Origin of the sequence: Reyranella soli (assembly GCF_007992495.1) — a bacterium.
Taxonomy (GTDB): domain Bacteria; phylum Pseudomonadota; class Alphaproteobacteria; order Reyranellales; family Reyranellaceae; genus Reyranella; species Reyranella soli.
The window spans coordinates 56,833-69,315 of record NZ_BKAJ01000045.1 but is presented as its reverse complement, the minus strand read 5'-3'; the positions used below and the strand labels follow the sequence as shown (position 1 = coordinate 69,315).

Genomic DNA, 12,483 nt, shown 5'->3' with positions numbered 1-12,483 from the left:
CTGTATCCTCCCCCGTATGATGGGGGAGGAGCATGAGAGTTCGCGCCTCATCACAGCACCTGGGCGAGGCGCGTCATGCCCTCGCGAGTGGTCTGCTCGTCATGCACCAGGGCGACGCGGATGTAGCGCTCGGCGGTGTTGATGCCGTCGGTCTCGCGGCAGACATAGGCGCCCGGCAGCACCTTCACGTGCGCCTCGCGCCACAGCTTGCGGGTGGCCTCCTCGCCGTCGCCGACATCGAGCCACAGGAAAAAGCCGCCACCCGGTGTGTAGTAGCTGAAGCGGTTGTGCAGGATCTGCTCGGCGACGCGGAAATTCTTCTGGTACCACTCGCGCGTCTGCAGCGGATGCGTCTCCTCGCGCCACAGCGCCGCCGACGCCTTCTGAACGGCGAAGGGGATCTGCGGGCCGCCATAGGTGCGCCAGCGCAGCGTCATCGCCACCAGACGCGGATCGCCCGCCATGAAGCCGGAGCGCAGGCCGGCGGCATTGGAGCGCTTGGAGAGCGAATGGAAGACGGCGAGGTTCTTGAACGGATCCTTGCCCCCTGTCGTGTCCATCGCCAGCGCCGCCTCGAGCGCGCCGGGCGGCGGCTCACGCGTATAGATCTCGGCGTAGCACTCATCGACCGCCAGCACGGCGTCGTGCTCGCGGCACTTGGCCAGAAGCTTCTGCAGATAGTCGATGCTCGCAATGGCGCCTTGCGGGTTGGCAGGCGAGCAAAGATAGACGACCGACATCCGCTTCCAGGTCGCCTCATCGAGGCCGAGGAAGTCGGGCAGGAAGCCGTTGTCGGCATTGGCGTTGACCAGCAGCGGCTCGGCGCCGGACAGCACCGCGCCGCCGAGATAGGCCTGATAGAACGGGTTGGGCAGCGCCACGATCGGCTTGGCGCCCGCCTTCTGCTGCGGCGTCGCCACCGTCGAGATGATGTAGACGCCTTCCTTGCTGCCGGCGGTCGGGATGACGTGCTGCGCCGGATCGAGCAGGCCCGCCGGCAGGCGATAGCGGCGGCTCAGCCATTCGACGATGGCGAGGTTGAGATCGGGCAGGCCCTGGTTGGGCGGGTAGCGGTTCCAGCCGTCGATCTCGTCATTGACGATCTGGCGCGCGAAGGCGGGCATGGCGCCCTGCGGCTCGCCGACCGACATGTTGATCATCGACAGGTGCGCCGGCGGCGCGATCGGAGCGATGAGAGCATTCAACCGCGCGAACGGAAAATCGGTCAGCGTCTCCGTGAGGCGCGGATTGAACATCGAAACTCCAACGGCCCCCCCAAGGGCCGGAGCGACGCGACGACGCCGGCGGGAGGGGCCCCGGCCGGATAAACTATTGCCGCATTGTATGAAACAAATTAGCCAATAACAACAAGGGAATAGCCCGTATTCTTCATACGGAAGAAGGGTTTGGGCCCCTTCTTCCATATGGTCACAAGTGCTGGGCGCCCTACTGCACCCTCTCACCGTGCAGGGCCGCGTCGAGCCCCTCGGTCTCCTCGTCCCGCGTCGCCCGCAGCCCGACCATGGCATCGACGACTTTCAGGATGATCCAGGTGGCGACACCGCAGAAGATGGTGACGGCCACCACGCCGTAGAGCTGGGTCAGGACCTGGCCGGCATTGCCGTCGATCAGGCCAACCGGCTGGCCCTTGTTGACGTCATTGATCAGCCTGGTGGCGAACACGCCGGCCATGATGGTGCCCAAGATGCCGCCGACGCCGTGCACGCCGAAGACGTCGAGCGAATCGTCATAGCCCAGACTGGTCTTCACCACGACCGACGCCCAGTAGCAGACCAGGCCGGCGGCAAAGCCGATCACCATCGCGGCCCACGGCTCGACATAGCCCGCGGCTGGCGTGATGGTGCCGAGGCCGGCCACCGCGCCCGACAGAATGCCGAGCACCGAAGGCTTGCCGCGGCTCGCCCATTCGACCGACATCCAGACCAGCGCCGCGACGGCGGCCGAGATGTGGGTGTTGAGCATGGCCGAGCCCGCGAGTTCGCCCGAGGCCAGCGCCGAGCCGGCATTGAAGCCGAACCAGCCGACCCACAGCAGCGAGGTGCCGATCAGGGTGAGCACGAGGTTATGCGGCGCCATGTATTCGACGCCGTAACCCTGGCGCTTACCGATCACCAGGCAGCAGACCAGCCCCGCCATGCCGGCGTTGAGATGGACGACCAGGCCGCCGGCGAAGTCGAGCACGCCCGCCGATCCGAGGAAGCCGCCGCCCCATACCCAGTGCGCCACCGGCACGTAGACGAACAGGAGCCACAGCGCCATGAACCACATCATCGCCGAGAACCTCATGCGCTCGGCGAAGGCGCCGGCGATGATCGCGGGCGTGATGATGGCGAAGGTCGCCTGGTACATCAGGAAGACGTTCTCGGGCACCGTCTTGGCGAGCTCGTGCACGCTGCCCTGCAGGCCGGCGCCGAAGGCTCGCGCGAGCGAGCCGATCACGCCGTTGAGGTCGCCGCCGTTGGTGAAGGCGAGCGAATAGCCGACGACGAACCACATCACCGTCACCAGGGCGGCGACGGCGAAGGCCTGGACGGCCGTCGCCAGCACGTTCTTCTTGCGCACCATGCCGCAGTAGAACAGTGCCAGTCCCGGGATGTTCATCATCAGGACCAGGCAGGTGGCGACCAGCAGCCAGGCCGTGTCGCCGGTATCGATGGGGGGGGGTTGTCGGCGGCGAAAGCCGCATCTGCAGACATCAAGCCGAACGTCGACGCGCACGCCAAAGGCGCGCCGAAGCGCAATGCCGTCTTGACCATTTTATCTCCCGTGTCGTCTTGGCTTGCTTGTCTTGTTTTCTTGAATTCAGTTCTGATCAGAGTGCGTTGGAGCCCGTCTCGCCGGTGCGGATGCGCAGCGCCTGCTCGACCGGCGTGATGAAGATCTTGCCGTCGCCGATCTTGCCGGTGTGCGCAGCCTTCTGGATGGCCTCGACGGCGCGTTCGACCTGGGTGTCGTCGACGACGATCTCGATCTTCACCTTGGGCAGGAAGCTCACGAGATACTCGGCGCCGCGATAGATCTCGGTCTGGCCCTTCTGGCGGCCGAAGCCCTTCACTTCGCTCACCGTCAGGCCCGAAACGCCGACACCGGTCAGGGCGTCACGCACCTCGTCGAGCTTGAACGGCTTGATGATGGCGGACACCAGCTTCATGACCTCTCCTCTGGAATATGCACACAGACTGGCGTCTGGCGCGGAAGACGTCAAACGTGGCGGCGAAAAATGGCCCGGCGAGAGACTCGCCGGGCCTTGAGGAACCGCCGCGACACGGATGCGGCGGGAGGAGGAACTTGGGTCGGGAGGCGCTTAGTGCACCGTCTCCCCGTGCAGGTTGATGTCGAGGCCTTCGACCTCTTCCTCGCTGGTGACGCGCAGCCCGATCAGGGCGTCGACGACCTTGAGGATGATGAAGGTGGCGATGGCGCACCAGGCGATGCAGACCAGCGAGCCCCACAGCTGCGTCAGCACCTGGCCGGGGTTGCCGTCGATCAGGCCCTTCTTGCCCTCGCCCGCGATCGCCTCGACGGCGAACACGCCGGTCAGGATCGCACCGGCGAAGCCGCCGAGGCCGTGCACGCCGAAGGCATCGAGCGAATCGTCGTAGCCCATCGCCCGCTTGAGCGCGGTGGCGCCCCAGAAGCAGACCAGGCCGGCGACGATGCCGATCACCAGCGAGCCCATCGGGTTGACGTAGCCCGAGGCCGGCGTGATCGCGACCAGGCCGGCGACGGCGCCCGAGATGATGCCGAGCACCGAGGGCTTGCCGCGCGTCGCCCACTCCGCGAACATCCAGGCGAGTGCCGCTGCGGCCGTCGCGAACTGGGTGACGGCCATCGCCATGCCGGCATTGCCGTTGGCGCCGACGGCGGAGCCGGCATTGAAGCCGAACCAGCCGACCCACAGCAGCGAAGCGCCGATCACCGAATAGACCAGGTTGTAGGGCGCCAGGTTCTCGGTGCCGAAGCCCTTGCGCTTGCCGATGACCAGCGCGCAGATCAGGCCGGCGACACCGGCGTTGATGTGCACCACGGTGCCGCCGGCGAAGTCGAGCACGCCCCAGTCGCCCAGGAAGCCGCCACCCCACACCCAATGGGCGATCGGCGCGTAGACGATCAGCGACCACAGCGCCATGAACCACATCATGGCCGAGAACTTCATGCGCTCGGCGAAGGCGCCGGCGATCAGCGCCGGGGTGATGATGGCGAAGGTCAGCTGAAAGGAGAGGAACACCGTCTCCGGAATGGTCTTGGCGAGGTCATGCACGCCGTCCAAGGTCAGGCCGCGAAGAAAGACGCGGCTCAGCCCGCCGATGATGGTGCTGCCGGAGGAGAAGGCGAGGCTGTAGCCCACGATCAGCCACAGCACCGTGATCAGGCAGGTGACGGCGAAGCTCTGCATCACCGTCGCCAGCACGTTCTTCTTGCGCACCATGCCGCCGTAGAACAACGCCAGGCCCGGGATGGTCATCATCAGCACCAACGCCGTCGACGTCAGCATCCAGGCCGTATCGCCGGTGTCGAGCTTGGGCTTCTCATCGGCGGCCAGCGCCAGGGCCGGCAGAAGCAGCGTGCCGGCCGCCCCAAGGCCGGCGAGCAGCGGATTGAACTTGGACTTCATCGTACTTCCCTCGGTTCGTTGATTGGGTGAATGGTGGCAGCTCACAGCGCCTCGGTGCCGGACTCGCCGGTACGGATGCGGATCGCCTGCTCGATGGAGGTGACGAAGATCTTGCCGTCGCCGATCTTGCCGGTGCCGGCTGCCTTGCGAATCGTCTCGACGGCGCGTTCGACCAGCGCGTCGTCGATCACCACCTCGATCTTGACCTTGGGCAGGAAGCTCACGGCGTACTCGGCGCCGCGGTAGATCTCGGTCTGGCCCTTCTGCCGGCCAAAACCCTTCACTTCACTGACCGTCAGGCCTTGGATGCCGAGCGACGTCAGCGCGTCGCGCACATCGTCCAGCTTGAACGGCTTGAAGATGGCCATGATCATTTTCATTCGGTGCTCCTCCAACAGGCGGAATGCCCGCCCCCAAATTCTCTGCCCTATAAAAAGCAAGGCGCGTGCCAACCTGTTTCCTCGTTGTTTCAATGGGTTGGCACTTGGTTTGCACACCGTGCGACAGAACTAACAATTATGCGTTGGGGGTGGTCATGTTGCTCAAAAACCAAGCCGTACTCGCCTTGGGGTTGCTCATAGCGTGCGCAACTAGCGCAGCAAACGCGCAGGCGCCGTCGCCTGAATCCAACAAGCAGAATGCCGAAGTGCAGAATGCGCAGGCGCAGCAACCCACACCCGGCCAAGCCCCGGCGCAGACGACTGAAGCGCCTCCCGAGAAAGAAGTCTGGAAGGGGCCGTTCGGTGGCAGCTTCACCGCGACCTTCGCCGCCGCCACCGACTATTCGTATCGCGGCATCTCGCAGACCCAGCGCCAGGTCGCGGTCCAGCCCTCCTTTACCTACGAGACCGCGGCGGTCAGCGAGAAGGTGCCGCTCAGCGCCTATGTCGGCGCCTGGGGCAGCAACGTCTATTTCGGCAACACCAACCCGACGATCGCCGAGATCGATCTCATCGCCGGCCTCAGGCTGAAGGCGCTCGAAGGCAAGCTGACCGGCGATCTGGGCTACATCCGCTACAACTATCTCGGCGCGCCGTCCGACCTGTTCTACGACTTCAACGAGTTCGGCCTGGTGCTGGGCTACGACTTCGGCGTCGCCCAGATCCAGGGCGCCGTGCGCTACAGCCCCAACTTCTTCGGCAACTCCGGCAACGCCTGGTACAAATGGGGCCAGGTCACCGTGCCGATTCCCTACACCTTCAATGAGAACTTCGCCTTCAAGCTCTATGGCGCCATCGGCAATCAGTATGTGGAGCGCTTCACCAACTACGGCATCGGCAACAACAACTACTGGGACTGGCAGATCGGCTTCACCGCCACGGTCTACGGCGTCGATCTCACCATCGCCTATATCGACACCAACCTCGATGTCCCGTACTGCGGCAACACCATGAACTGCGACGCCCGGGCGGTCTTTACCATCAGCAAGACGTTCTAGGGTCTCTCTCCCCGTCGTCTTGGGCGTCTGGCGGCCCGGCTTGCTCGCGAGCCGGGCCGCTGCCATTTATGGGGCATGCAAGGCGACCGGTTCGATCTCGCTGTCGTGGGCGCCGGCCTGAACGGCAGCCTTTTGGCGCTCGCCGCGGGTGAAACGGGCCTCGATACCGTCCTCATCGACCGCGTCCCGTTGAAGTCGCTGACCGAGGCGGGCTTCGACGGCCGCACCACCGCCATCGCCTATACCAGCCAACGCTTGTTCGCGGCGCTGGGCGTGTGGCCGGAGCTGGCCGACCAGGCCGAACCCATCCTCGACATCCGCATTTCCGACGCGGGCCACGACGGCCGGCCGAGCCCGATGTTCCTCCACTTCGACCATCGCGAAGCCGGCACCGAAGACGACACGGCGGCGCCGATGGGCTGGATCGTCGAGAACCGGTTTCTGCGCGCGGCACTGCTGCGCCGATTGGCAGCCTGCCCGCATGTCGAGCTTCTAGCGCCCGACGAAGTGGTCGAGACCAGGCGCGATCCCAACCGCGCCGAGCTCGTCCTCAAGAGCGGCCGCCGCATCGCCACGCGCCTGGTGGCCTCGGCCGAGGGCCGCTTCGGCACCATGCGTGAGGATGCCGGCATCGGCGCCCGCGCCTGGTCGTACGATCAGGTCGCCATCGTGCTGGTGGCGCGCCACGAGCGGCCGCATCGCGGCGTCGCCCAGGAGAAGTTCCTGCCCGGCGGCCCGTTCGCCATCCTGCCGATGCGCGACAGCGAGAACGGCGAGCATCGCTCGTCGATCGTATGGAGCGAGCGTGCTGACCTGGCCAAGCGCCTGCTCGAGCTCGACGCCCCGCGCTTCCAGGCCGAGCTCGCGCGCCGTTTCGGCGACTATCTCGGCCATGTCGAGCCGGTGGGCCCACGCTGGTGGCATCCGCTCGGGCTGGTCCACGCCGAGCGCTACATCGACACGCGCCTGGTCCTGGTCGGTGACGCCGCGCACGGCATCCATCCCATCGCCGGCCAAGGCTACAATCTCGGTGTGCGCGACATCGCCGCCCTGGTCGAGGTCCTTGTCGACAGCAAGCGGCTCGGCCTCGATGTCGGCGGCGGCGACACGCTGGAGCGCTACGCGCAATGGCGGCGCGCCGACAACTTCGCCATGGTGGCGGCGACGGACCTGCTGAACCGGCTGTTCTCCAACGACGTCAAGCCGATCCGCCTGGCGCGCGACATCGGCCTCGCCGCCGTCCATCGGGTGCCGCCCTTGCGCCGCTTCTTCGTTCGCCACGCCATGGGCCTGGTCGGCGACCTGCCGAAGCTGATCAGGGGCGAACGACCGTAGCGGCCATGCAGATGCTCGCCACTCCGCGTCTGCGATTGCGGGAGCGTACTCTCGACGATCTCGACGCCATCCTGGCGATGGATGCTGATCCCGAGGTACGCCGCTTCATGGGCGGCCCGCCGCCCGCAGAGGCCCATCGCGCCGAGGTCCGCGCCAACATCGTCGACGGGCGGCCGTCCCATCACCGCTGGGCGATCGAATGGCGCGACCGCCCGGGCTTTCTAGGCCAATGCGGCCTCGGGCTTTGCCATCTGCCGGCCTGCAACGCGCTGACCTGGCGCCTGGTGCGGGCCCATTGGGGCCGCGGCGTCGCCAGCGAGGCTGTCGGCGCCATGCTGCAATATGCGCGCGAAAACCTGCGGATGCACTCCTTCGTCGCCTTCATCCATGCCGACAACCAGGCTTCCCGGCGCGTCGCCGACAAGGTCGGCCTTCTGCCGGCGGGCGAGACCGTCCTGCACGGCTATCGCCAGCTCGTCTATCGCCTGGGTTGAAGGCTAACGGCTCTGGCCGCACCAGCGGACACGACCAACGCTGCCACGAGATCGGCTGCTGCCGCCAAGAGGAACGGCACACGATAGCTGCCGGATGCGTCGTGCAGCAGCCCATAGAAGCCGGGCCCCAATCCCATGCCGAGCTGGATGACGCAGGAGGCCACTCCATAAAGCGCCCCGAACGACTCGGGTCCGAACTCACGACGCACGATGATCGGCGCCAAGGTCGTGACATTGCCGATGGTAAGACCCATGAGCACGCTGCCCAGAATCAGCACGGCCGGCACCGGAAACAAAGCCTGCATCGCGAGGGCCGCGGCTGCGAGCGTCATCATGACCGACGCCGTCAGGCGTGCACTCATCTGGTCGGCAAAGCGTGCGAGCACCAAGCGGCCGAGCAACGCCGCGATTGCAGTCGCCGAAACCGTAAGCGACGTGCCGCCCGCGCCGAGCGACGGCGAAAGCAGCGTTACCTGATGGGTGACGAAACCAATCTGCATCATCATGCCGATGGCAAAGCCAAGCATCACACTGCGCAAAGCGACGGTGCGAAGCGCGCTGCGGCGACTCCAGGACTGGGTGGTGCTGGAAGTCACGCTGTGCACGTCGACAGCACCGTCGGGCAACAGGCCGAGATCCTGTGGCCGGCGTTTCATCACGAGCAACGCAAGCGGCGGCACCACGGCCAACGTCGTCGCAGCGGAAATCCCAGTGGTCGCGGGTAAGCCCAGCCACGCGATACCGGCGATGAGAATTGGAGCACCCACCATGCCGCCGACACTGGCGCCGAGCGAGGCGATCGACACGGCGCGACCCTGGTGGCGCTCGAACCAGGGGGCGAGAGTCGTGGCCACCGCCGTCATCGACAGGCAGGCCCAGCCGATGCCCATCACCACGAACACCACGTAGGTTTGCCAGGGTTGCGTCACTTGGCCGACCGCGGCCACGCCGGCGGCGAGGGCTGCGGCGCCAACGGCAAAGACCGGTTGCGGGCCGGCCCGGCCGATGATCCCGCCCACGGGAACCAGCAGCAGCGCGCTGCTGATATAGAATAGCGCGATCGAACTCGAGACTGCGCCGGTCGACCACCCTTTGGACTCGACCAGAACATGCAAATAGACGCCGGCACCAAACAGGCCAAGCGCATTGGCGAACACCGCGGCAACCAGGCAGACAGCGACGATGCGCCAACCATAGAAAAACCGGGACATGGCCCGTGCTAGCATGCGGTGGCAGGCGAACAGTTCGGTTGCGGCCGAAACGAAATCGGCCCGTCTACCGGCTGGACTAAGAGCCCCGGGCACCCTATCTCAGAGGCCGATTTTCCAAGGATTTTCCATGGCCCAGCCCCAAGTCCCCGTGACCGTGCTGACCGGCTATCTCGGCGCCGGCAAGACCACCCTGCTCAACCGCATCCTGAGTGAGCAGCACGGCAAGAAATACGCCGTCATCGTCAACGAATTCGGCGAGCTCGGCGTCGACAACGACCTCGTGGTGAATGCCGACGAGGAAGTATTCGAGATGAACAACGGCTGCATCTGCTGCACCGTGCGCGGCGACTTGATCCGCATCATCGAAGGCCTGATGAAGCGCAAGGACAAGTTCGACGGCATCCTGGTCGAGACGACGGGCCTCGCCGATCCGGGGCCGGTGGCGCAGACCTTCTTCACCGACGACGAGGTCAAGGCCAAGACGCGGCTCGACGCCATCGTCACCGTGGTCGATGCCAAGCACTTCCTGGGACAGCTCGAGCAGGGCGACGAAGCCGAGGAACAGGTGGCCTTCGCCGACGTGATCCTGCTCAACAAGACCGACCTGGTGAGCGAGGACGAGCTCAAGAAGGTCGAGGGCAAGATCAACTCGATCAATCGCTACGCCCATATCTTCCGCACGCAGAAGAGCCAGATCGAGCTGTCGGCCATCCTCGACAAGGGTGCGTTCGACCTGAAGCGCATCCTCGAGTTCGAACCCGACTTCCTGCATCACGGCCACGATCACGACCACGAGGAAGAGGTCAAAAGCCTGTCCCTCACTGCCGACCGGCCGGTCGATCCCGACCGCTTCCAGAAGTGGATGGGCGCCCTGCTGCAGCTGCGCGGCCCCGACATCTTCCGCAGCAAGGGCATCTTGGCCATCGACGGCGCGCCGCGGCGCTACGTCTATCAGGGCGTGCACATGATGATGGATTCCGACTGGGGCACGCCCTGGAAGGAAGGCGAGAAGCGTTTCAGCAAGCTCGTCTTCATCGGCCGCAACCTCGACGGTGAGAACCTCCAGCGCGGCTTCAACGACTGCCTGAAGTAACGACGTGAAGCTCGATCTTTCCAATCCGGCCTGGCACCAGACCCTGCCGCCGGGCCGCGCCGTTGCCGGCGACGCACCCGTCGCCGCCTGCGCCTTCAGCAAGGACGGCTCGATTGCGGCCTTCGCCCTGGGCGACGGCCGCGTGCGCCTGTTGCCAGGCGACATCAACGCTGGCGAGACGCCGGCTGCCGAGCCGCTGCACGGCGGCGTGGTGCTGGCTCTGGTCGGCGATCCGGCAGGCGACGGCTTCGTGAGCGGCGGCGATGACGGAAGGCTGCTGCGCATCGCGACCGACGGCACGGCGAGCGAGATCGTCAACCAGAAGGGCAAGTGGTTCGAGCACCTCGCCGGCCATCGCGCGACCGGCGCCGTCGCTGCGTCGGCCGGCAAGACCGCCTTTGTCGTGAAGGGTGGCGAGGTCAAGGAGTTCGGCCCGCACGAGAGCACGGTGGCCGGTCTCGACTTCAGCAAGGACGGCAGCCGCATCGCCTGCGCCCACTATGGCGGCGTCACGGTATGGAGCATCGGCCAGGTCACCCTGCCGCCGCGGAAATTCGTCTGGCGCGGCAGCCACGTCGCCCTGAAGTGGAGCACCGACGGCAAGTTCATCGCCACCGGCACGCAGGAGAACGACATCCATGTCTGGCGCATGGCGCAGGCCACCGACATGCGCATGCAGGGCTATCCCGCCAAGGTGAAGTCGCTGTCGTGGACCGCCGATGCGCGCTTCCTCTACACCTCGGCGCAGCCGGTGTTCACCGCCTGGCCGTTCTCCGGCAAGGGCCCAGAAGGCAAGCCACCGCTGCAGTTCGGCGAGGAAGGTGCCGGCCTCATCTCCGTCGTGGCCGCCCATCCGGCAGCAGAGTTCGTCGCCGGCGGCTACGACTCAGGCGAGCTGCAGCTCGGCGACATCAAGACCCGGCGCTCGGTCGTGCTGAAGATGGCCGACGGCTCCGCGATCACCGGCCTCGCCTGGTCGCCCGACGGCTACAAGCTCGCGGTCGGCAACGAGGCCGGCACGCTGCTGGTCCTCGACCTGCGCCGCTAGCCGCGCCGCACCAACGCGCGGTGCGACAGCAGGCAGAGGATACCCGCGACGCCCATCGCCGTGGTCATGGGTGCGATGGTGCCGTCGAAAGTCTGACCCACGACAGCGCCGAAGATCGCGCCGATGCCGAACTGCATGACGCCCATCAGTGACGATGCCGTGCCCGCCATGTGCGGATAGCGCTGCAGGGCCATCGCCATCGAGTTGGGACCGATCAGGCTGATGGTCGCGATCTGCGGCCCGAAGCACAGCAGGAACGGCCACATGCCGATCGTGCCGTAGCGCGCCTCGATGAGGCCCATGATCAGCGCCGCCGTCCCCGACACTGCGGGCACGATCACCGCGTAGCGCAGGATGAGGCCGGCGCCGAACACCGGCGCGAACTTGGCATTGAGCAGGCTGCCCAGCGTCATGAACACGACCATGCCACCGAAGATCAGGCCATAGGCGCGCGGTGCCACGCCGTACTTCTCGATGAACACGAAGGGAGAGCCCGACAGGAAGGACAGCAAAGCCGAGAACATGAAGGTGCTGGTGAAGGCGTAGCCCATGAAGGCGCGGTGGCGGAACAGCTGGCCGAAGCGTTTCAGGATCGAGGACAGGACCAGCGGCTGGCGATATTCGGGCCTCAGCGTCTCGGGCAGGCGCAGCCAGGCCGCGACCAGGGCGAAGACACCGACGCTCGCCAGCACCCAGAAGATCGCCCGCCAGCCCAGGAACCACAGCACTTGGCCGCCGATCAGCGGCGCCAACATGGGCGCGATCGAGGTGCAGGCCATCATCAGCGACATGGCGCGCGCCGCCTGATCCTTCTCGGCGAGGTCGCGCACCATGGTACGCGCCAGCACCACGCCGCCGCAGGCCGCCAGCCCCTGCATCATACGCAGCAGGATGAGATGACCCGCCTCTGCCGCGAAGGCGCAGCCCGCACTCGCCAGCACGTAGACGACCAGGCCGCTCAGGATGACCGGCCGGCGGCCGAAGCGGTCGCCCGCCGGGCCATAGAAGATCTGGCCGGCGCCGAAGGCGATCATGAAAGCCGACAGGGTGAGCTGGATGTCGCCCGCCGTGCCGCGCAGATCGACGGCGATCACCGGCAGGGCCGGCAGGTACATGTCGATGCTGAGCGGCGTGAAGGACGACAGCAGCGCCAATAACACCAACAGCAGTGGGGTCAGGGTCGGGCGAGTCGAGGTGGCGGAGGTTGTCATTGGGGCCGGCTTCTATA

General features: G+C 66.1%; 12 protein-coding genes. 5 read left to right on the top strand and 7 right to left on the bottom strand.

Going from position 1 to position 12,483, the window contains the following annotated elements; translation table 11 throughout:
- Window positions 1–50 precede the first annotated feature (50 nt).
- The 5 genes from RSO01_RS14605 to RSO01_RS14585 all read right to left on the bottom strand — a co-directional run bounded on the left by RSO01_RS14605 (window position 51) and on the right by RSO01_RS14585 (window position 5,016).
- Window positions 51–1,256 (bottom strand): aminotransferase class I/II-fold pyridoxal phosphate-dependent enzyme, encoded by a 1,206-nt coding sequence (locus RSO01_RS14605; RefSeq protein ID WP_147149837.1) that lies wholly within the window; start codon window positions 1,254–1,256, stop codon window positions 51–53.
- A gap of 190 nt (window positions 1,257–1,446) precedes the next feature.
- Window positions 1,447–2,739, bottom strand: coding sequence for an ammonium transporter (locus RSO01_RS14600; RefSeq protein WP_373867907.1), 1,293 nt, complete (start codon window positions 2,737–2,739; stop codon window positions 1,447–1,449).
- A 94-nt stretch (window positions 2,740–2,833) separates the two neighbouring features.
- A complete protein-coding gene (locus RSO01_RS14595; RefSeq protein ID WP_507763592.1) occupies window positions 2,834–3,292 on the bottom strand; it encodes a P-II family nitrogen regulator in 459 nt (152 codons plus the stop codon).
- 33 nt (window positions 3,293–3,325) lie between these two features.
- Window positions 3,326–4,636, bottom strand: coding sequence for an ammonium transporter (locus RSO01_RS14590; RefSeq protein WP_147149835.1), 1,311 nt, complete (start codon window positions 4,634–4,636; stop codon window positions 3,326–3,328).
- A gap of 41 nt (window positions 4,637–4,677) precedes the next feature.
- A complete protein-coding gene (locus RSO01_RS14585; RefSeq protein ID WP_147149834.1) occupies window positions 4,678–5,016 on the bottom strand; it encodes a P-II family nitrogen regulator in 339 nt (112 codons plus the stop codon).
- A 266-nt stretch (window positions 5,017–5,282) separates the two neighbouring features.
- Between RSO01_RS14585 and RSO01_RS14580 the strand changes: the two genes are divergently transcribed.
- The 3 genes from RSO01_RS14580 (at window position 5,283) to RSO01_RS14570 (ending at window position 7,903) form a co-directional block, all read left to right on the top strand.
- A complete protein-coding gene (locus RSO01_RS14580; protein ID WP_170303064.1) occupies window positions 5,283–6,074 on the top strand; it encodes a TorF family putative porin in 792 nt (263 codons plus the stop codon).
- Window positions 6,075–6,149: 75 nt separating this feature from the next.
- Complete coding sequence (locus RSO01_RS14575; protein WP_147149832.1) at window positions 6,150–7,409, top strand: UbiH/UbiF/VisC/COQ6 family ubiquinone biosynthesis hydroxylase; 1,260 nt, start codon at window positions 6,150–6,152, stop codon at window positions 7,407–7,409.
- A gap of 5 nt (window positions 7,410–7,414) precedes the next feature.
- Window positions 7,415–7,903 carry a GNAT family N-acetyltransferase gene (locus RSO01_RS14570; protein WP_147149831.1) on the top strand — a complete coding sequence of 163 codons (489 nt, stop codon included), beginning with the start codon at window positions 7,415–7,417 and terminating at the stop codon, window positions 7,901–7,903.
- On the opposite strand, the gene RSO01_RS14565 is transcribed toward RSO01_RS14570, so the two are convergent.
- The gene (locus RSO01_RS14565) at window positions 7,888–9,114 is read right to left on the bottom strand and encodes an MFS transporter (protein ID WP_170303063.1); all 1,227 of its coding nucleotides are present in this window, start codon (window positions 9,112–9,114) and stop codon (window positions 7,888–7,890) included. The genes RSO01_RS14570 and RSO01_RS14565 overlap by 16 nt on opposite strands.
- A 127-nt stretch (window positions 9,115–9,241) precedes the next feature.
- Here RSO01_RS14565 and RSO01_RS14560 point away from each other — a divergent pair, with 127 nt between their 5' ends.
- Window positions 9,242–10,207, top strand: a complete 966-nt coding sequence (locus RSO01_RS14560; protein ID WP_147149829.1) for a CobW family GTP-binding protein — start codon at window positions 9,242–9,244, stop codon at window positions 10,205–10,207.
- A 4-nt stretch (window positions 10,208–10,211) separates the two neighbouring features.
- Window positions 10,212–11,255 (top strand): WD40 repeat domain-containing protein, encoded by a 1,044-nt coding sequence (locus tag RSO01_RS14555; protein ID WP_147149828.1) that lies wholly within the window; start codon window positions 10,212–10,214, stop codon window positions 11,253–11,255.
- Here the strand turns inward: RSO01_RS14555 and RSO01_RS14550 are convergent.
- Complete coding sequence (locus tag RSO01_RS14550) at window positions 11,252–12,466, bottom strand: Bcr/CflA family multidrug efflux MFS transporter (protein ID WP_147149827.1); 1,215 nt, start codon at window positions 12,464–12,466, stop codon at window positions 11,252–11,254. The two genes, RSO01_RS14555 and RSO01_RS14550, sit on opposite strands and share 4 nt — an antisense overlap.
- Between the last annotated feature and the right edge of the window lie 17 nt (window positions 12,467–12,483).